The 20499-nt window shown below is 67.0% G+C and carries 11 protein-coding genes; 2 read left to right on the top strand and 9 right to left on the bottom strand.

Annotated features, from left to right (window positions below):
- Positions 1 to 5 precede the first annotated feature (5 nt).
- The 6 genes from ACEN9Q_RS07750 to ACEN9Q_RS07725 form a co-directional block, all read right to left on the bottom strand.
- Positions 6 to 926 carry an alpha/beta hydrolase gene (locus ACEN9Q_RS07750; RefSeq protein WP_495627925.1) on the bottom strand — a complete coding sequence of 307 codons (921 nt, stop codon included), beginning with the start codon at positions 924 to 926 and terminating at the stop codon, positions 6 to 8.
- Between the two features lie 26 nt (positions 927 to 952).
- On the bottom strand, positions 953 to 2584 hold the full coding sequence (locus ACEN9Q_RS07745) for an alpha-L-fucosidase (RefSeq protein WP_495627924.1): 1632 nt from the start codon (positions 2582 to 2584) through the stop codon (positions 953 to 955).
- Between the two features lie 95 nt (positions 2585 to 2679).
- Complete coding sequence (locus tag ACEN9Q_RS07740) at positions 2680 to 4197, bottom strand: tryptophan halogenase family protein (protein ID WP_495627923.1); 1518 nt, start codon at positions 4195 to 4197, stop codon at positions 2680 to 2682.
- A 75-nt stretch (positions 4198 to 4272) separates the two neighbouring features.
- Positions 4273 to 7338 (bottom strand): TonB-dependent receptor, encoded by a 3066-nt coding sequence (locus ACEN9Q_RS07735; RefSeq protein ID WP_495627922.1) that lies wholly within the window; start codon positions 7336 to 7338, stop codon positions 4273 to 4275.
- Between the two features lie 246 nt (positions 7339 to 7584).
- Positions 7585 to 8793: a helix-turn-helix domain-containing protein gene (locus ACEN9Q_RS07730; protein WP_495627921.1), complete on the bottom strand. Its 1209-nt coding sequence runs from the start codon at positions 8791 to 8793 to the stop codon at positions 7585 to 7587.
- Between the two features lie 142 nt (positions 8794 to 8935).
- The gene (locus ACEN9Q_RS07725; protein WP_495628925.1) at positions 8936 to 11146 is read right to left on the bottom strand and encodes a glycoside hydrolase family 3 C-terminal domain-containing protein; all 2211 of its coding nucleotides are present in this window, start codon (positions 11144 to 11146) and stop codon (positions 8936 to 8938) included.
- A 241-nt stretch (positions 11147 to 11387) separates the two neighbouring features.
- Between ACEN9Q_RS07725 and ACEN9Q_RS07720 the strand changes: the two genes are divergently transcribed.
- Together ACEN9Q_RS07720 and ACEN9Q_RS07715 are read left to right on the top strand one after the other, a co-directional pair.
- Positions 11388 to 12284, top strand: coding sequence for an alpha/beta hydrolase (locus ACEN9Q_RS07720; RefSeq protein ID WP_056442767.1), 897 nt, complete (start codon positions 11388 to 11390; stop codon positions 12282 to 12284).
- A 142-nt stretch (positions 12285 to 12426) separates the two neighbouring features.
- Entirely contained in the window at positions 12427 to 13689 is a 1263-nt protein-coding gene (locus tag ACEN9Q_RS07715; RefSeq protein ID WP_495627920.1) for a glycoside hydrolase family 5 protein, read from the top strand.
- Between the two features lie 65 nt (positions 13690 to 13754).
- Here the strand turns inward: ACEN9Q_RS07715 and ACEN9Q_RS07710 are convergent, their stop codons facing one another.
- From ACEN9Q_RS07710 to ACEN9Q_RS07700, 3 genes are all read right to left on the bottom strand, one after another.
- Positions 13755 to 16532: a TonB-dependent receptor gene (locus ACEN9Q_RS07710; protein WP_056442763.1), complete on the bottom strand. Its 2778-nt coding sequence runs from the start codon at positions 16530 to 16532 to the stop codon at positions 13755 to 13757.
- A gap of 310 nt (positions 16533 to 16842) precedes the next feature.
- The gene (locus ACEN9Q_RS07705; protein ID WP_495627919.1) at positions 16843 to 18117 is read right to left on the bottom strand and encodes a DUF2264 domain-containing protein; all 1275 of its coding nucleotides are present in this window, start codon (positions 18115 to 18117) and stop codon (positions 16843 to 16845) included.
- 16 nt (positions 18118 to 18133) lie between these two features.
- Positions 18134 to 20497, bottom strand: a complete 2364-nt coding sequence (locus tag ACEN9Q_RS07700) for a beta-galactosidase (protein WP_495627918.1) — start codon at positions 20495 to 20497, stop codon at positions 18134 to 18136.
- Positions 20498 to 20499: the final 2 nt, after the last annotated feature.

Here is a 20499-nt window from a genome sequence, read left to right as displayed (position 1 = left end):
GGCGCCTATCGGAACAGCAGCTGGGCGTAGTGGTACAGGTTTTCCGCCCAGCTGTCGCGGTCATGCCCGTAGCCGTCCACGTTCCACACGTGGGCGACGCCCTGCGCCTTCAATTGCCGGTGCACGCCCTGCGCGACGTTGATCAGGCCATCGCGGTTGCCGCACGACAGATACAGCAGTTTCAGCCCGCCGCCGGCCTGGCGCGCCTCCGCGGCCAGCTTCGCCGCGTCTTCCGTGTTCGGCGCCGGCGAGAAGCCCGCTACCCAGGCGAACGCCTGCGGATGCTTCAGGCCGAAGTTCAGCGCCTGCCCGCCCCCCATCGACAGGCCGCCGAGCGCGCGGTGGCCGCTGTCCGCCAGCGTCGGATACGCGGCGTCGACGGCGGGGATCAGCGACTCGAGCAGGTCGTGCTCGAAACGCGCGAAGCCTGCCGCGTTTTCCGGCGTGAAGACGCGGTCGGGCGGCGGCGAACGGTCGTCCGCCAGCGCGCGGCCGTTGGGCATCACGACGATCATCGGCACGATCCTGCCGGCCGCCGCCAGGTTGTCGAGCACGTCGTTCGCGCGCACGTAGCCGCGCCATTCGTCCTGGTTGCCGCCGATGCCGTGCAACAGGTACAGCACCGGGTAGCGGTGCGTCTTGTCATAGCCGGGCGGCAGCCACACGTTGGCGGCGCGCCGCGTCCCCGTGACGGCCGACTGATACGTGAACGGCTCCACCTTGCCTTGCGCGGTGCCGGCGTGCGCGTCCGCGAAGCCCGCCGGCGGCGCGGCGAAAGCACGGACGTCGTCCGCCGCGAGGACCACGGGGCGGGCGAAGTTGGCGCGCGCGCGGTCCGCGTTGACGTCAGCGTCCTGCGCATGGACGACGTTGCCGATGGCGCACAGCGCGGCGGCGATCAGGATGCGGGACAAGTTGTCGGTCATGCGTGGGCTCCTTGGACGCGGCATGTTCACGCCACTTTCAACGCGATCGCGTACGGCAGCGCCGGGCGCTCGCGCGGCAGCGTCACCTGCAGGCCGTCGGCGGTCTGGCGGAACGCGAGCGCGCCGCCGCCGACGAGTTCGACGTGGGCCACCTCCTTCTTGAGGTGCTCGCCGCCGGCGCGCATGGATTTGATGGTCACGGTGCCGTCTTCCGGCCAGCCCATCACGAACGCGTACACGGCGTCCTTGCCGGCCGTGAAGCGGATGTCCGCGGCGGAGAACGGCTTGCCCTTGCCCTCGTTGAAGCCGGGGCCCGACAGCGGCGCCGCGGCCGCTTCGATCACGGGACCCTCGCCGCACGTCGTCCATGGACGCGAATCGTAGATGCCCTCGCCGTTGACGGCCATCCAGCGGCCGATCTCCTCGACGATGGCGCGTTCCTGCTCGTCGATGGTGCCGTTGCCGCGCACCGGCACGGACAGCAGCAGGTTGCCGTTCTTGCTGACGACGTCGATCAGCGTGTGCACGACCGTCTGCGCGCTCTTGTACGCCTTGTTGTCGTAGATGCGGCGGTCGTAGTGCCAGCTGCCGATGCACGTGCAAGTCTGCCACGGCAGCGGTTCGATGCGGCTGCTCTGGCCCCGCTCGATGTCCCACACCAGCGAATGGCGCTGCACCTCGTCGAGGATCTTGCCGTTGACGACGACGTCGACCTTGCCGTGCTTCGCGACGCTGCGGTTGTACATGTGCGCGACCAGGCGCGGGCCGATGTCGCTGACGGGATACAGCGGCAGCACCGTGTCGTCGTAGTACACGAGGTCAGGGTCGTAGTTGTCGATCAGGTCGACGGTGCGGTTGTACAGCTTGTCCGCATACGCCTTGTCCGGCGCCAGCACGCCGCCGCCCCACTCCCACCGCTGGTCGACGGTGCCGCCGTCCTTGCTGAGCGGGTGGTTCTGTGCGTACAGCGCTTGCGGATCGACCCCGTTCCACCACTGGCCACGGCCGTCGGCCTTCGTCAGGCGGCCGTCGTACGGCACGCCGGCCAGCGGGCCGTTCTTGTCCGCGCCCTGCGCCGTCTCGTACCACGACCACGCGTGCGCCGCGTGCACGGAGACGCCAAAGCGCAGGCCGTGCTTGCGGGCGGCGTTGCGCCAGCCCCCGATCAGGTCCTTGCCGGGGCCGAGCTTCGTCGCGTTCCAGTCGGGCTGGTAGCGGCTCTTGTACAGGTCGAAGTTGTCATGGTGGTTGGCCAGCGCGACGAAGTACTTCGCACCCGCCTTCTTGTACAGGCCCACGAGTTCGTCCGGATTCCAGCGCTCCGCCTTCCACCGGCGGATCACGTCCTTGAAGCCGAACTTGGACGGGTGGCCGTACTTGGCCACGTGGTATTTATAGTGATCGCTGCCCTGCTCGTACATGCCGCGGGCGTACCAGTCGCCGTGTTCGGGTTCGCATTGCGGGCCCCAGTGCGCCCAGATGCCGAACTTCGCGTTGCGGAACCAGTCCGGCGTCTCGTACCTGGACAGCGACGGCCAGGTCGGCTCGAACGGGCCGGTGGCCATGGGGACGCGGGCGCCGGCCGCGCCGGCATAGGGGGACAGGGCGAGCGCCGGGATGGCGGCCGCCATGTGCTGCAAGAGTGCACGTCGTTTCATCACTATCCTTCGGAGGTCGGTTTTTTATGTATTCTATACACAAAATGATACCCGCTGTATCCGGCGCCGGCAACAACGAAATCGTCCAGGCTCGCTCACGATTTTCGCATCGCGCCGGCTGCGAGTTGCGCGACGAATTCGCCATGGTCCGGCATCGCGCCGACCGCCTGCCGGATCGTCGCGTGGACCTTGCCGAAATGCTCGTCAAGGCGCTTCAGGTCCATGCGGTCGATCAGCGGATCGCCCGTCTCCGGCCTGATCCCGAGCCCCAGCATGATCGACGCGTGCGAGTCCATCGAGAACCCCTCCGGATCGTAGAGGGTGACGCGGCCGGACGCGCGGAACAGGTCGATCTGGTGCCGCAGCGAGTCCGGGATCGGCATGTGCGCGCAGTAGCGCCAGAATTCGGAATCGTCGCGGTTCGTGAGCTTGTAATGCAGGACGATGAAGTCGCGCACGAACTCGTAGCGCTGCGCGATGAGGCGATTGAATTCGTCGGCCAGCTCGGGGCGGCAGTCGCGGTCCGGGAAATACTGGAGCAGCCAGCCGACGGCCAGCTCGACGATGTTGATGCTCGTCGATTCGAGCGGTTCGAGGAAGCCGCTGGACAGTCCGATCGCCACGCAGTTCTTGACCCACGACTTGCGCCGGCGGCCCGCCGTGAAGCGCAGCTGGCGCGGCGCGTCCAGCGCCTCGGTATCGAGGCCGTCGAGCAGGACGCGGCCCGCTTCCTCGTCCGACATGAACGCGTCGCAGTACACGTGGCCGTTGCCGGTGCGGTGCTGCAGCGGGATGCGCCACGTCCAGCCGGCGCTCTTGGCCGCCGCCCGCGTGAAGGGCGTGAGCTTGTCGGCGCAGGCGCTCGGCACGGCCTGGGCGCTGTTACAGGGCAGCATGGCGCTCCAGTCCTCGTAGCCGGCCTTGTACACGCCTTCGATCAGCAGGCCGCGAAAGCCCGTGCAGTCGATGAACAGGTCGCCCTCCACGCGGCGCCCGTCGCGCAGCGTCACGGCCGTGATGAAGCCGGTGTCCGGGTGCTGCTCGACGTCGCTGACCGTGCCTTCGATGCGCGTGACGCCCCGCTCCGTCGCGTAGTCGCGCAGATAGGCGGCATACAGGCCGGCGTCGAACTGGAAGGCATAGGAATACGCATTGGTGACGGATGGCCGGTCGCCGTACGGCGGAATGAAACGGTGCGCGCGCGCCATCGCCGTCGCCACCGACCATTCCTCGTACGACGGCATGTCCTTGCGCGCGCGGGAAAGGCGCAGCCAGTACATGTAGGCGGGACGGTTTTCGATGGCCGGGCCGAAGTCGCTGAAGCCGTGGAAGAACCGGTTGCCGACGTGCCCCCAGTCCTGGAACTCGATGCCCAGCTTGAAGGTGGCCTTGGTGCGCCGGATGAAGTCGGCCCCGTCCAACCCGAGCGCGAGGTTGTAGTAGCGGATCGTGGGCAGCGTCGATTCGCCCACGCCGACGGTGCCGATCTCGGGCGACTCGACGAGCACGATGTTGCAGGACGTGCCGAGCCGCAGCGCCAGCGGCGCGGCGGTCATCCAGCCGGCGGTGCCGCCGCCGACGATGACGATGTTGCGGATGGGCTTATCAAGCATGTTGTCTCCCATGTCAGAACGCGAAAACCTCCCGCCGCCGGATGGCGCGCGGGAGGTGTGCTCACGACGCTGCGATCAGAACGAGTAACCCATCCGCACCGAGTAGCGGCGGCCGGTGTAGAACGCGCCGCGCTCCATCAGGCCGATCCCTTGCTGCATGTACTGCTTGTACAGCGCGTTGGTCAGGTTGGTCGCCTGCACGGACAGGTTCAGGTTGTCGGTGAACTTGTACTGCAGGCTCGCGTCGACCTGGCCATACGCGCCGCCATAGGTCGGCAGTGCGTAGTAGAAGTTGTAGTTCTTGCCGAAGTTCGGGCTGGCCGGATTCGCGTCGATGCCGTCGTTGCTGCTCGTACCGTAGGCGTTGATCGCCTGCAGGTACTTCGAACGCCAGCTGTACGCCACGCGTGCCGACACCGGGCCCTTGTCGTACAGGATCGCGGCGTTGAAGGCGTTCTTGGACAGGCCCGTCATCGGCACGTTACCCACGTTCAGCAGGTGGCCGTCCGTGTCGCAACCGGAGAGGTCGCGCGCCAGCAGCGTGGCCGTGTTGTCCTGCGGCGTGCACCATACCTGCGCCAGCGGCTTGCCGAGGTCCTGGCGGCTGTCGATATAGGTGTAGTTGGCAGACACCCCGAGGCCGGACAGCAGGCCGGGGAGCTTGTCGAAGTACTGCTGGTAGCCGATCTCGGCGCCGCTGGCGCGGCCGGTCGCGCCGTTGACGGGCGACGTGACCGCGAAGTCGTGCGGCTGGCCGGTCTCGTCGTTGAGCGTGGTGATCGACGTCTTGCCGATGATGATGTCCGACAGGCGCTTGTTGAACAGCGCGAGGGTCAGCTGGCCGCCGTGGCCGAAATAGTACTCGGCCGTCAGGTCGAAGTTGTTCGAACGCGTGGGCTTGAGCATCGGGTTGCCGACGCCGGAGCCGGTGTAGTCGACGCCGTCGAGAATGGTGGCGTTCGTGTCCTTGTCCGTATGCGTGTGGACGTTCTGGCTCAGCGTCGTATAAGTCTGCATCTGGTAGAAGTCCGGACGCGTCATTCCTTTCGAGTATGCGGCGCGGAACTGCAGCTCGTTGCTGGCCTTCATGCGCAGGTTCAGGCTGGGCAGGACGTTCGTGTACTTGTTGTCGAACTGGGTCTGGTCGGACAGCGCGGCGATCTTCGGCACGGTCGGCAGCTTGGACGTATCCGGCGGCGAGAACAGCAGGTAGCCGTTCGCCGACATGTCGGTACGCACGACGCGCACCCCCACATTGCCGTCCACCGGATAGCGCAACGTGTCGAAGCCGAAGCGCAGCTGGGCATACGCGGCCTTGGTCTTCTCATGCTGCTGGTTCAGGCTTTCGGGATCGCCGAACTTCGCATAATCCCACAGGGCGTCGCCCGAGCACGGGTCGGTGCTGCAGAGGACCTTCACCATATCGTGCAATTGGGCGAAGCCCGCCGGCGGCGCGCCGTCCGTCAGCCCCATGTTCGCGACGACGACCGACGGCGGCATCGTGGTCTTGCCGCCGAAGAAGTTATTGAACGACATCGGCGCGACCTTGTCGCCGGCAAAGCGCGGGTCGCTCAGGTAGGCCAGCTTGCTGAACGGCTGCCAGCCGTCGCTGCCGACGGCCCAGGGCGCCGTGATCTCGTGCCACTGGTTGTTGCCGTGCGTCGCGCGCGTGTCGGCCGTGCGGTTGGTGAAGCGCACGCCGAAACGCAGGTCGTTCAGCACCGGGCTGTCGAAGATGAACTTGGCGTCCAGGCGGGCCGCGTTCTGGGCGGCGACGGCGTCGTCGCGGTGTTCCTGGGTCGAGGACCAGTAGTAGTTGTTCGGATCGTTGAGGAAGGCGCGGTCCGCCGAGTCGAACGTCAGCGTCGGCGGCGAGGTGCGCAGGTCGATGCCCTCTTTCGGCATGTAGCCGCCCAGGCCGACCAGGTTGTCGAAGCCGTACGTCGTGGCGCGCGTATGCTGCAGGTCGCCGGTGAACGTCCACTGGTCGTTCGCGCGCCATTGCAGGTTCCAGGCGACGTCGCGCGTATCGGACTTGCGGCCGGAACTGCGGGTCTGGGTGCCGAAGCCGACGCCCGGGTCCTTCGGCGCGCGCATCGTACCGGCCAGCAGCACGCCCTGGTCGTCGAACACCGCGCCCGGATCGAGCATGATGGTGGCCGGATTCGCGCCCGCGGACAGCGAGTATTCCGACGTGTGCATGTCGTACTTCGAGCGGAAATAGGTCAGGTGCGACGACAGCGAATCCTTCTTCCACTGCAGCGCGCCGTACAGGCCGTCGCGCTCGCGTTCGAAGTTGTTCGTCGTCCAGCTGCCGCCGCCCGAGATCCAGCGCGTGGGGCCGGCGGCCTCGCCGGCCACCACGGCATCGGTGCGCGCGACGTACGGCGAGATCTGCATGCCGTCGCTGCGCGTGTCGATTTTCGAACGCGCCAGGTCGACCAGCACGCCGAACTCGCCGAAGCCGGTCTTCCAACGGTTCGACAGCAGGCCGGAGAACGACGGCGAATTCTTGCCGCGCAGTTGGGAGCGCGATTCTTCCACCGACACCGCGCCCTTGGCGCCTTTAAAATCGAACGGCAGCGCGGTACGCAGGTTCACGAGGCCGCCGATGGCGCCTTCGATCTGCTCGGCCGACGGATTCTTGTAGACGTCCACGCCGGCCATCAGCTCGGGCGGCACGTCCTCGAAGCTCAGCGAGCGGCCGCCGTTGGCGGAGAACGAATCGCGGCCGTTCAGTTCGGAGCGCACGTACGACATGCCGCGCACCGACACACCCGTGCCTTCGGCGGCGAAGTGGTTGATGCCGTCGCCCACGCTCTGCAGCCGGTCCGGCACGTTCATGGTACGGTCGATGGTCACGCCGACCACGCGCTGCAGCACTTCCGTCACCGACTTGTCCGGCAGCTTGCCGATGTCGTCGGCGACGATCGAATCGACGATCTCGTCCGAATTCTTCTTGCGCATCGCGGCCGATTCCAGCGCGGCGCGCTGGCCCACGACGACGACGGTGGTCGTGGTGTCGTCCTTCTTCGTGGTGGTGTCGTCGGCCAGTGCGCTGTGCGCAAACAGGACCCCGCTCGCCATCAACACAAACTGGGCCGCACCTGCGGCGATGGCTGTTCTTTGGAACTGCTTCACTGATATTCTCCTCTGCGACATTCTGTGCGTCCGTTCTTGTGGGTGCCGGAAGGCGGCGGCATCCGCGCCTGTACCGGTGAATTCATTCTGATTTGCAGCCACGTGTAGGACAATTCTTAAAATCACCAACACGATGCATGAAAAATGCGATGTGTGGGAAATGCACAACGACGCCGCGCGCGTGGGCGCGCGGGCGTGACGAATGAGACGCGGGATGGAAGGTCGTGCGGCCGGAGAGGCCGGCGGCTAGGGAGCCGCGGGTTCCTGGACGGGACCGGCGCCCTGCTCCTGCTGGGTCGCCAGCGTGCGGAACGCCTTGGGCGTGCAGCCGTATTCTTCCTTGAACAGCTTGTTGAAATAGGAGACGTTCGCATACCCGACCGAGTACGCGATCTCCGCGACGGCCGTGCCGCTTTGCTCGGTGAGGAGCCGCGCCGCCTCCGTCAGCCGCAGCTTGTTCAGGTAGCTGGTGAACGTCATGCCGAGTTCCGATTTCAGCACGTCGTTGACCTTCGTGCGGTTCGTCCCGGTCGCGGCGACGACGGCCTCCAGGTCCAGTTCGGGATTGGTGTAGTTCGTCGCGATGAAGCGCAGGACCGACGCCTTTTCCTTGTCGCGGTAGGGTTCCAGCGTGAGCTGGCGGTAGGCCACGAGCGGCAGGTCTTTCTTGAGCTGCGCATCGAGGCCCGCGATCGTCGCGCGCGCATGGGCGCGGAAGAACCAGATGCCGAACGCGATCCAGCCCGCCGCCACGATGCCGGCCAGCCAGGCGAGGTAGCGGTAATCGCGGCCGCGCAGCGTGAGCTTGCCGATCTCCACGTGGGACGGAACGCCGCGCGGGCTCTGCGACGTCACGCCGAACACGAGCCGCGCGACCCGGTCCAGCTTGAAGTCCTGGTGCGACAGGTCGCGGTGCAGCGTTTCGAACCACCACTCCGGCACCGTCAAGCGGGTCAGGTCGAGGGATACCGGCACGCCGGCCTCGTTGCACGAGAAATAGGTCAGGGCCGGCGGATAGGTCAGGAAGTTGCCGGGCTTCGACATGTGTTCGTCGTAGATCGACACGATGAACACCATCGAATTGGCGGGCGCGCAACGGGCGACGAACGACACGGTGCTGTACGTCGACAGGTCCGCCAGCGCAGGCTTGTCCTTGTCGTCCACCGCCAGCAGGTCGGCGGACACGCTGGGGTCCCCGCCGGTCGCCGGCAGGTTCAGGTCGAAGCGCAGCTGGTCCGAGGCCGCGTCGTCGACGCGGATGACGCCCGCGTTCCAGGCCCACGGGGCCGTGGTGAAGCCGCGGCGCCAGCGCACCGCGTCCCGGCCGGCATGGCCGCTCCCGGGCAGGATCGACGCCGACAGATAGCTTCGCTCGACCAGTATGGCCGCCAGCAGCGCATCCGCGAGCACGATGAGAATGAACGCGAGCAGCGCCTTCTTATAAAACTCTTGCATATGGCATGGTGGGTGATTGTCTCCGGTCCGTCACCTCTGATGGGGACGTCGCTGGAATCATAACACCCACTCTCGCCGGGTCGCGGTTTCCCCGCCGCGGCGCCGCCGCGTTGCACTTACACAACGCGGTGGCGCTCCGCGCTCACGGCGCCGTCCGCGCGCGCAGAAGCTTGCCGCGCACGTCGTACACGGCCGCGTCCAGGTGCACCGTCGTGGCGACGGCCTTGGCGTCCGCCGCGCTGGCCGCGAGGATGACACGGTAGTCGCCCGCTGCCACGTTCCACGTCTTCGCCGTGGCGTCGAAGACGGCCAGCAGGCGCGGATCGACCGTCACCGATGCCCCGACGCCGGCGCCCGGCTTCACGTCCACCTTCACGAACCCGGCCAGGCGCTTGGGCGCTTCCCAGTGCGCCTCGACGGGCGCCACGTACACCTGCGCCACCTCCCGGCCCGCCACCTTGCCCGTGTTCGTCACCGTGAACGCGGCGTGCACGATGCCGTCCTTCACGTCGGCGGCAAGGCCGGACAGCGTGAAGTCGGTGTACGACAGGCCATGCCCGAACGGGAACAGGGGCTTGAGGCCCTTCAGGTCGAACCACTTGTAGCCGACGGCCGCGCCTTCGTGGTAATCGGTCTCGAAGCGGCGGTCGGCCACGTACGGAAAGCCGTCCAGCGCGGGACGCGGCAACTGCGCTTCCGAGGCCGGGAACGTGGCCGGCAGATGCCCGGACGGATTGACGATGCCGAACAGGATGTCCGCGATGGCCGTGCCGCCGCTCGTGCCCGGATACCATGCTTCGAGGACGGCGCCCACGTCGGCCAGCCACGGCATGGTGACGGGACCGCCCGTTTCCAGCACGACCACGGTGCGCGGGTTGGCCGCCGCCACGGCCGCGACGAGGGCGTCCTGGCGGTCGGGCAGCGCCAGGTCGGGCACGTCCATGCCTTCGCCCGTCCACTGGGTCGCGAACACGATCACGGCGTCGCTGTCGCGCGCCCGCGGGGCCGCGGCCGCGCGGTCGGCGCCGTCGGCATAGGTGACCGTGGCCCCGGGCGCGCGCTTGCGGATGGCGTCCAGCGGCGCCGACGGGTAGTACATCACGGGACCGGGCCACGTCGTCGGCGCGATGCCCGGCACGGCGTTGCCGCCCGCCGGGTACACGAGCGACGAGCCGCCGCCGGCCAGCACGCCCTTGTCCGCATGGCCGCCGATCACGGCGATCCGCTTGACGGCCGCATTCAACGGGAGGACATGCGCGTCGTTCTTGAGCAGGACCATGCCTTCCTGCGCGTCCTGCAACGACACGGCGGCATGCGCCTTGAAAGGGATCGTGTCCGGCGCCGGCGCCACCGGATGGTCGACGACGCCGTGTTCGAACATCGAGCGCAGGACGCGGCGCGCCATGTCGTCCAGGCGCGTGCGCGGCACCCAGCCGTTCAACACGGCTTCCTTGAGCGGCGCGCCGAAGTAGTCGGACACGTCGAACGGCATGCCGGACTGCTGGTCCAGCCCTGCATTCGCGGCCGGCACGGTGCTGTGGACGGCGCCCCAGTCCGACATCACCCAGCCCGCGAAGCCCCAGTCGTCCTTGAGCACCTCGTTCAGCAGGTGGGCGTTCTCGCACGCGTGGACGCCGTTCACGCGGTTGTACGAACACATGACGGCGCCCGGATCGCCGGCTTCGTACGCGATCTGCAGCGCCAGCAGGTCGGACATGCGCGCGGCGGCGTCGTCGATCCGCACGTTCACGGTGGTGCGGCCGGATTCCTGGTCGTTCAGCGCGAAATGCTTCAGCGTGGAGACGACGTGGTTCGACTGGATGCCCTTGATCTGCGCGCCCACGATGCGGCCGGCCAGCAGCGGGTCCTCGCCGCCGTATTCGAAATTGCGGCCGTTGCGCGGCTCGCGCAGCAGGTTGACGCCGCCCGCCAGCATCACGTTGAAGCCGTAGGCGCGCGCTTCCGCGCCGATCATGGCGCCGCCCGCGTACGCCGTGGCGACGTCCCACGTGGCCGCCGTGGCCAGGCCGGACGGCAGCGCCGTCGCGTAGCGCACGTTCGGGCCGCCCTGGCTCGCCACCCCGAGGCCCGCGTCGGTTTCCCACAAATGCGGAATGCCCAGGCGCGGCACGCCGTAGACGAATCCGGCCGACTGGTCGTGGGAAGGCGCCGGGCGCTTGGTGTTCTTCGACGCCTGGTCCGCGCCCAGGTAGCCGAAGACGAGCTTCAGCTTTTCGTCCAGCGTCATCTCGCGCAGCACGAGGCCGGCCCGTTCGTCCGCAGGGAGCTTCGTGTTCATCCACGGCTCGGCCGCCGTCGCGCTGGCGCAGCAGACGGTGGCGGCGTACAACATGGCGATCGCCTTCTTCAATGTGGAGAAACGGTGCACTGGCTTACCTCGGGAGAAAAAGGGAACCATTCTCCGGTCATCGCCACGGCGCGGCAATTGCGAAAATCGCGAGTGCGCGGGATGAAATCGCAGCGCCGGGCGGTTCCGGCAAAAATCATGTGCCGCGTTCGCCGATTTCATAATTGCGCCGTGCGGCGGCCGATGGCCACAATCCCTCCTCACCGGATTTTTTCAAGGCCTCTCCATGCGCAAGCTGTTGCTCACACTATTCTTCTTCATCGCCGCCGGCGCCCAGGCGCAGACCACCGTGATCCCGCTCTGGCCGGAAGGCGTGCCGAACGCGAAGGCGAATCCCGGTCCCGAAAAGCTCGATGGCGAGCTCATCAGCCATGTCTCGCAGCCGACGCTGACCTATTACCCGGCGGCGTCCGGCCGCGCGGCGCGGACGGCGGTGATCATCTGCCCGGGCGGCGGCTACGAATTCCTGGCGTTCGACCACGAAGGCCGGCAGTACGCGCAATGGCTGTCCCGCCTGGGCGTCGCCGCCTTCGTGCTCAAGTACCGCCTGTCCGATTTCGGCCACCCCGCCCCGCTGCAGGACGTGCTGCGCGCGCTGCGCACCGTGCGCGCGCATGCGGCCGACTACGGCGTGGCGGCGGACCGCATCGGCGTGATGGGCAGTTCGGCCGGCGGCCACCTCGCCGCCAGCGCGGCCACGATGTTCGACGATCCGGCCGGACGCACGGGCGCGGCGCTCGACGCCGTCAGCGCACGGCCCGACTTCCTGCTGCTGATGTACCCGGTGATCACGTTGATGCCGCCATCCGCGCATGCCGGTTCGCGCCACGCGCTGCTGGGCGCGAACCCGGCGCCGGACCTGGTGAAGCGGATGTCGGTCGAGACCCGCGTCAGCGCGCAGACGCCGCCCACGTTCCTGGTCCATTCGCAGGACGACGGCGCCGTCCCGGTCGACAACAGCATCCTGTTCTTCCAGGCCCTCACCCGCGCCCACGTGCCGGCCGAGATGCACATCTTCGAACGCGGCGGCCACGGCATGGGCATGAGCGCCGGCCACGGCGACGCGTCGCTGTGGCCGCAGCGCGCCGAGGAATGGCTGCGCGACCGCAAGCTGATCCAGTAATTCCCCGGGCCGGTCCGCACCGGCCCCATCGCATTTCCAATGACCCGAAAGGAGGCGCACGCCCCGACGACCATCGCCACCGCACCATGCTGTCTTGCACCATCCCGTACGACGACACGTTAACGTAATGAGGAGACATGCCATGAAATGCAAAGCAATCCTGAGCGCGACGCTGCTCGCACTGGCCCTGGCGGGCTGCAGCGGCGGCTCGGCCACCGACCCCGCCAGTCCCACGCAAACGGCCGCATCGATGTCCTCGGTCGCAGCCGCGAAAGCCAGATTCCCCAGCTATAACACGAACCCCCTGCCCGCCGACGCGACGGGCATGGCCAGCAACGCGGTCACGCTGGCCGGCAAGATCAAGGTCGGCATCAACATCGGCAATTCGCTGGAGGCGATCGGCGGCGAGACCGCCTGGGGCAATCCGCCGATCACGCTGGCCCAGATCCAGCTGATCAAGCAGAACGGCTTCACGGCCGTGCGACTGCCCACGTCCTGGGACCAGTACGCCGACCAGCGCACGGGCAAGATCAGCGACGCCTGGCTGGCGCGTGTGAAACAGGTGGTGCAATGGTGCGTCGACAGCGGCCTGTACGTGATCGTCAACATCCATTGGGACGGCGGCTGGCTGGACAACAACATCACGTCGAGCGCCCAGGCGTCCGTCAACATGAAGCAGAAGGCGTACTGGGAACAGATCGCCACGACGCTGCGCGGCTTCGACGAACACCTGATGTTCGCCAGCGCCAACGAGCCGCCGGCGAAGGACGCGACCCAGATGGCGATCCTGATGTCGTACCACCAGACGTTCGTCGACGCCGTGCGCTCGACGGGCGGCCGGAACGCCTACCGCGTGCTGGTCGTCCAGGGACCGAGCACGGACATCGACCTCACCTACAACCTGATGAACACGATGCCGACCGACACCGTGACGGCGCGGCAGATGGCGGAAATCCACTACTACACGCCGTACCAGTTCACGCTGATGACGGCCGACGCCACCTGGGGCAACCAGTTCTACTACTGGGGCACCGGCTACCACTCGACCACCGATACGGCGCACAACGCCACGTGGGGCGAGGAAGCCGACCTGGACGCCCTGTTCGCGAAGATGAAGCAGAAATTCGTCGACAAGGGCATTCCGGTCGTGATGGGCGAGTTCGGCGCGATCCGCCGCTCGACGACGCTGTCGGGCGACAACCTGCAACTGCACCTGAATTCGCGCGCCTACTTCCTCAACTACGCGTCGCGGCAAGCCGTCGCCAACGGCCTGCTGCCGTTCTACTGGGACGCCGGCGGGACGGGCAACAACGGCTCGGCCATCTTCGACCGCAACGCGGGCACCGTGTTCGACCAGCAGGCGCTCGATGCGCTGATCCGCGGGGCCAACGGGCTCGCGCTCTGAGCGCGGTAGCCTGATCGATCGGGGCCGGCGCGCCGCCGCGGCGGCAGGCTCCGGCCCCGCCAGCCTTAGAAGGCCATCCGCAGGCCGAGGTTGATGCGGCGGCCGTCGTTTTCCAGCGTGAGGAACTGGCTGTCGTTGTTGGCGTACTCGTGCACCTTGGCGTTCGTCAGGTTGATGGCGTCCAGGTACAGCGACAGTTGCGCGGTCAGGTTGTAGCGCAGGCTCGCATCCGTCTGGCCGTAGGCCGCGCGGTTGCGCGGCAAGGTGCTGCCGCCGCCGCAATCGATCGAGAAGTGATTGCGCCAGTTATAGCTGGCCCGTGCCTGGAACTTGCTGTTTTCGAAGAACAGCGACGCGTTGTACGACTGGCGCGACAGGCCCGGATAGCCGCAGGTCACCGGACCCGAGTCGGTATCGCGGTTCGCTTCCGCATCCACGTAGGTGTAGTTCGCCGTCACGCCGAAGCCCTGCAGCAGCGGGTGGATGTTATCGAACGCAAACTGGCCGGCCAGTTCCGCGCCCTTGATCGTGCCCGTCTGGCCGTTGCGGATGCGGGTGTCGTGCACGATCTCGGTCGGATACTGCGCGACCTTCGTGTCCTCCAGCGTCGTCTCCAGGAAGTCCGACACCTTCTTCATGAACAGGGCGGCGCTGACGTAGTTCGTCTTCGACAGATACCATTCGTACGACACGTCGTAGTTATTCGAACGCATCGGCTTCAGGTAGGGGTTGCCGCCGCCGCTGGTCACATAACCCACGCGGCCGCCGTACGAATTGCTGACACCCATCTGGCCCAGCGTCGGACGGGTCAGCGTCTTCGATGCGCCGAAGCGCAGCAGCATGTCGGACGTGAGGTCGAACTTGACGTTGGCGGACGGCAACCAGGCGTTGTAGCTGCTGCCGACCGAATTCGTCTGCATCGGGCCCCAGTTCTGGATGTACGTCGTGTCGTTCGGGCTCTGCACGGCCGACAGCAGGACGCGGCTGGTGCCCGAGGACTCCGATTTCACGTGCATGTAACGCAGGCCCAGGTCGCCGGACCAGCCGTCGCCTTCCCACTTCGATTCGACGAAGGCGTTCGCCACCTTTTCCTGCACGGCCCACAGCGACGGCTTCGTGTAGTCGATCGCCATCGGGCCGTTCGGATAGATCGACTTGTCGGCGTAATGGGCCGGGTCGTTCGATTGCGGGATCAGCGACGGCTGGTTCAGGTAAGCCATGTAGGCGTACGGGTCGAAGCTCAGGAAGTTCGGCGGCACGCCGCCGCCGTCGCCGAACGGATTGCCCAGCGGCGTCACCGTGAACAGCGACGACGGCAGCGACACGTGGTAGCCGGAGAAGGCGTTCCACGAATCGGCGCTCCACGAAATGTGCTCGACCTTGCGCTGCGAGTACGCGCCGCCCATGTCGAGCCCCTTGAACACGCCCATGTCCGGCGTCCAGGACGCGTTCAGGCGGCCTTCGTGCAGGTTGTCGTGGTTGGTGTCGATGTTGTTGCCGACGGCGTGCGCGCGCACGGCCGACGGGTCTGCGATGCCATCGCCGAAGGTCACGGTCGGGGTCGAGCCGAACGTCAGCACGTCGCCGTTCTTCGGCACCATGCCGGCCACGATCCACAGGTCGGGATAGCCGATCGCGGTGCGCGACGTCGACAGGTCGGCGTCCAGTTTCCAGTCCGGCGACAGCGTCCACTTCGAATTCACGCCATAGGCCAACGTGGTCGACAGGCGGTCGCCGCCCTTGACGATCATGTCGTTCGAATTGGCGTCGGTCAGGATGCCCGCCGCGGCCAGGCCCGGATTGTTGGCGACGAAGGCCGAACCCGGACGATCGAAACCCGTCACCTGGCCGTTCGCGTCGTATTTCACGTTCAGCTGGGTCGGATTCATCCAGTCGCTGATGGCGATCACGTTGTTGCGCTGGTTCAGGCGCGAATACAGGGCGTCGGCCGTGATCTTCCAGGTGGACGACGGATTGTATTGCACCGTCGTGTTGGCGACGAGGCGCTTGCGGCTTTCGTCTTCGTTCTGGAAGCCGTAGCTTTGCGGCATGAGCAGCTTACGGGTCGTGACGTCCGCTGCCGTCAGCCCCTTGGAATTCAGGTCGCCGTTGATCGTCTTTACGTCCAGCAGGTTCCAGGCGTCGTTGAGGGCTTTATATTGCCGCGATGCGCGGTCCGTGTACGACAGCGAACCGGACACGCCGAAATTCTTCGCCGCGTTCGCGTACGAATACAGGGCGCTGACGTTCGGCGTGTTCTTCTTCGAATTCGAGTCGTACGAATCCGACACGTTGACCACCGTCGACTGGCCGGCCTTTCCGGACAGCGGGCGCGCCGTCTGGATGTCGACGGTCGAACCGATGCCGCCCTCCGGCAGGAAGGCCTGCGACGTCTTGTACACCAGGGCTTTCGAGATCAGGTCGGACGACAGCACGTCGAACGAGAATTCGCGGCCGCCCGTGTCGCTCGTCATGGTGCGGCCGTTGATCAGCACATTATTGAATTCCGGGCCCAGGCCGCGCACCGAGATATAGCGGCCCTCGCCGTTGTTGCGCTGGATCTGCACGCCCGTCACGCGCTGCAGCGACTCGGCGATGTTCGTGTCCGGGAACTTGCCGGCATCCTCGGCCGACACGGCGTCGACGACGCCTTCCTGCAGCCGCTTGGTCATCAGCGACGAGCTGAGTGACGCGCGGATGCCGCTGACGACGACCTGCTGCACCGAGCTGTCCGCTGGCTGCGCCGCCGGCTCGGTCGTGGTCTGCGCGCCGGCGTAGGCGGTCACGCACAGTTCGGCGATCAGCGCCGCCAGTACGGTTTTATAGATTCTGCTGTTGTCCATGTCTGTTATCTCCCTTGCTCCGTTTATATGACTGCTTGGTTTTCGATCGACCCATGCGCCCGATGCGACAGGCGTTAGCGGTAACGTTGTCGCATTACGGCGCAAAAGCGGGGGCTTTACGCCGATGCCGTCCGGCTTACGGACGGGCGGCGCGCATCGGTCTTCGCGGAATTACGTGTCGCCCTTGTATTTGTTTAAGGGGCGCACGAAATAATTGTACGTAGCAGTGCAATCGTTACCACTATTGATTCTTTACCGTCTGGCATGCCATAAACATATAGGACGATGCATATCGCATGCCGTTGCGGGTTCAGTAATTGACGGCGTAGTCTTTCGGGAACGGCCGTCCGGCGAAGGCTTTTTTCTGCGTCCAGTCCTGCAATGGGCTCGTCCAGTACGAATCGTCCGCCGGCAGGCCGAGCGCCAGCAGGCTTTCCGACGCGATGTACATGCTGCCGTTGTTGGAGTAGATGTCGGCCAATTCCGGATGGTGGCCGACGAAGCCGATGGTCAGGTAGCCATCCTTCGTGAAATTGGTCGGGTCCGTCCACACGGCTTCGTGCACGGCCTGCAGCGCCGCGCGCACCTGGCCTTCGGGCAGGCTGGGGGGCAGCTGCTTGCGCCAGGCCAGCAGGCCCAGTGGCTGGAACACGGCCGTGCGGTAGGTGAGCGAGCGCCCGATGGGCGGATACGTGCCGGTGGGCGAGATGAAGCGCTCCAGGTGTTCGGAATAACGCTGCATGCGTTTCACGGCCTGGGCGCGCAGGTCGGCCGGCTTGCCGTTCCAGAATGGCGCGTTGTGCCGCTCCAGCACTTCGAGGATCTCGACCAGCATCGGGTACATCACGTACGAGTTGTAGTAGTCGAAGTGGAAGGTCTCGCCGTCCTTGATCCAGCCGTCGCCCACATACCATTCGTTGACCTTGCGGATGGCGACGTTCGTGCGCATCGGATCGGCCTGTTCGCCCACCGACAGCAGGAAGGCCTCGTTCATCGCCGCGAACAGCATCCAGTTGATGTACGGGGGTTCGATGCTGCGCAGGCCCTTGATCTCGGCGACGATGCGCTGCTTCGTCTTCGCGTCGAGCGGTTCCCACAAGGCCTTGGGCGCGCGGATCAGGGCGTTCGTGAAGTAGGACGAGTCGACGAGCGCCTGGCCGCCGGCGTGCCAGCCCAGATAGTCCGGGCTGGCCGGGTCGACGGCGTGCGCATAGCTTTGCAGCGCGAGCTGGCGCAGGCGCGCCCGCAGGCGCCCTTCCGCCGAGGCGTCATCCGGCAGCGCCAGCCACGGCGCGATGCCGGCGATCAGGCGGCCGAAGCATTCCAGGTAGGCCACGTTCGGACTGCGGCCATCCCAGGTGGGGCTCAGTTCGAGCGGGAAGCGTTTTTTCAGTTCGCCGCGCGCCATCGCGGAGAGGACCGGCTCGGCCATCCTTTGCAGCAGGCCGAGCATCCACTCGCGCTCTGCGCCCGGGCGCGCGTGGGCCGCCGGTGTTGCTGCCGCCGTCGCCGCGGCGGCGTCGGCGCCCAGGCCCAGCGCGCCGGCGGCTGCCGCGACGCTGCCCATGAAGTGTCGTCGTTTCATGCGATTTCCTTATTCTTCATTGTTCGACCACCAGCCCGTCGCCGACATAGGCGCGGAAATGGCGGATGCGTCCCGTGACGCCATCCGGTCCCTGGCGCGGCACGTAGCGCAGGCCGGCCACGTCCATCGAACGACCCAGGTCGATCACGAGACGGTGCGGGTACGCATCGCCCTTCAACGCCGTGTGCCAGTAGTCGCTGTTCTGCCCATTGATCGCGTTCAGCGCCCCGCCGTCTTCCTTCGTGGCTTCCTCGCTGTCGACCCAGGCGATGGTCCAGTTGGACTGGTCGAGCGACTTGCCGTCCTTGTCCAGCAGGGCCAGTTCCGCCACGGCGGCATACGGCTTGCCGTCGAACGCGTCGAGCGCCTCCAGGCAGAACTGGCGGCCGGCCTTCGGCGCGGCGAAGCGCACGTTCTGCGTCTGCGAGCCGGGCGCGAATTCGCCGTCGTACACCGGTTTGACGCCGTCCAGGTGCAGGCGCGCGGTGCTCGGCGGACGCGGGAAATCCCGTTCGCGGTGCAGCTGGTCGAGGATCGGCATGGCCAGGCCGGCGATCGTAGGCAGTCCCTGTCCGCGCGGCCCCGTCAGGTCGAGCACGACGACCTCGTTGCGGCCCTTGCGCAGCCACGGTCCCGGCAAATACATCGTCTGCGTGGGGCCGATGCTCCAGAAGCGTCCCAGGCAGCGGCCGTTGACCCACACGACGCCCTGCCCCCACGCCGACATGTCGAGGAACGTGTCGTCCGTGCGCGCGGTATCGAAGCCGCCGCGGAAGAACGCGGCGCCCTTGCCGCGTCCCTTCTTGAACGCCAGCGGCGGCAGCACGCCGTCCGCGTCGAAGTCGATGGCGCGGATTTCCCAGTTCTCCAGCGGCTGCGCGGCGCCGCCTTTCGGCGTGAACGTCACGGGGCCGTGCAGGCCCTTGCGGTCGTGGATCTCGACGCCGAAGTTCACGCGCGCGATCGTGTAGAGCAGGATCTCGAGCGTGGCCGGCTTGCTGCGCGCCGGGACGTCGACCTTGTAGCGGCGGTAGCGCGTGTCCAGCGTGCCGATCGGCTTGCCGTCCAGGTGGACCCACGCCAGGTCGCGGGCCCTGGCCACTTCGACCACGCCCGCCGGCCCCGCCGGCAACGTGACGCGATACGACACGAGGCCGCGGCTGATGTCGTACTGCTCGATCGGACGCGGCGACACGTCCTTGATCACGCGGGTCGGCATGGCCGACTTCACGGCCACGGATTCGGCCAGCGCGAACGGAGATATCGTCATCACGGGCATGCGCGGCGGCGGCGCCGGCAGCTTTTCGCCCGGTGCCAGGAACGGCGTGATGGCGGCGCGGTAGGCGTCGAACTTGTCGCCGATCCAGCCCGCTTCGCCGATCGGCGCGTCGTAGTCGTAGCTCGTCGTGTCGGGCCGGAACGGGCGGTCGCAGCCGCCCCACAGGCCGAACGTCGTGCCGCCGTGCGCCATGTAAAGGCTGAACGAACCGTTCGCCTTGAGCATGGCCGCGATGTCGGCCGTCGCCCCTTCCACGCCGCCGCGGCGGTGCGGCGCGCCCCAGGTGTCGAACCAGCCGGAATAGTATTCGCCGCACATCCGCGGCCCCTTCTGCACGGCGTCCAGCGCCTTGAAGCCGGCGGCCGGATCGCTGCCGAAGTTCGCCACCGTGAACAGTTCGGGGATGTAGGTGCGCGCGACGGCGTTGGTCGGATTGCACTGGAACAGCGGCACGTCGAAGCCGGCGTCGAGCAACGCCTGGCGCAGCACGCGCAGGTAGCCGACGTCGTCGCCGAAGAAGCCGTACTCGTTCTCGACCTGCACCATCAGGATGTTCCCGCCGCGCGTCACCTGCTGCGGCCCGAGCACCCGTCCGACTTCCGCCAGCCAGCGCCGCGCGGGCGCCAGGTAGGCCTCGTCGCGCGTGCGCAGGAAGGCGTCGCCGGGGTGCTTCAGCAGCCACCACGGCAGCCCGCCCATCTCCCACTCGGCGCAGGCGTACGGGCCGGGGCGCAGGATCACCCACAGGCCCTCTTCCTGCGCGAGCCGGCAGAATTCGGCGGCGTCGCGCTGCGCGGCCCAGTCGTAGCGGCCTTCGCGCCACTCGTGGTAATTCCAGAACAGGTAGGCGCACACCGCGTTCAGGCCCATCGCCTTGATGGTCTTGAGGCGGTGCGACCAGTACTCGCGCGGCACCCGGGCGAAGTGCATCTCGCCGCAGCGGATCTGCAGGGGCTTCCCGTCCAGCAGGAAGTCGTGGTCGCCGATCGCGAAGCGGTGCGAGGCCGCGGCGTGGACGGTGGCGGTGAGCGGCAGCAGCGCGCCGCCCAGCGCAGCGGCGCTGCCTTGCAGCAGGCGCCGGCGTTGGAAACTGATGGTCATGT

The organism is Massilia sp. Masssp93, assembly GCF_059491295.1.
Note: the sequence above shows the minus strand (reverse complement) of the source record. Positions and strands in the feature narration are given on the sequence as shown.

Coding starts and splice junctions, on each gene's coding strand:
- ACEN9Q_RS07750 (WP_495627925.1), bottom strand. CDS start 926: ATGACCGACAACTTGTCCCGCATCCTGATCGCCGCCGCGCTGTGCGCC.
- ACEN9Q_RS07745 (WP_495627924.1), bottom strand. CDS start 2,584: ATGAAACGACGTGCACTCTTGCAGCACATGGCGGCCGCCATCCCGGCG.
- ACEN9Q_RS07740 (WP_495627923.1), bottom strand. CDS start 4,197: ATGCTTGATAAGCCCATCCGCAACATCGTCATCGTCGGCGGCGGCACC.
- ACEN9Q_RS07730 (WP_495627921.1), bottom strand. CDS start 8,793: ATGCAAGAGTTTTATAAGAAGGCGCTGCTCGCGTTCATTCTCATCGTG.
- ACEN9Q_RS07725 (WP_495628925.1), bottom strand. CDS start 11,146: ATGTTGTACGCCGCCACCGTCTGCTGCGCCAGCGCGACGGCGGCCGAG.
- ACEN9Q_RS07720 (WP_056442767.1), top strand. CDS start 11,388: ATGCGCAAGCTGTTGCTCACACTATTCTTCTTCATCGCCGCCGGCGCC.
- ACEN9Q_RS07715 (WP_495627920.1), top strand. CDS start 12,427: ATGAAATGCAAAGCAATCCTGAGCGCGACGCTGCTCGCACTGGCCCTG.
- ACEN9Q_RS07710 (WP_056442763.1), bottom strand. CDS start 16,532: ATGGACAACAGCAGAATCTATAAAACCGTACTGGCGGCGCTGATCGCC.
- ACEN9Q_RS07705 (WP_495627919.1), bottom strand. CDS start 18,117: ATGAAACGACGACACTTCATGGGCAGCGTCGCGGCAGCCGCCGGCGCG.
- ACEN9Q_RS07700 (WP_495627918.1), bottom strand. CDS start 20,497: ATGACCATCAGTTTCCAACGCCGGCGCCTGCTGCAAGGCAGCGCCGCT.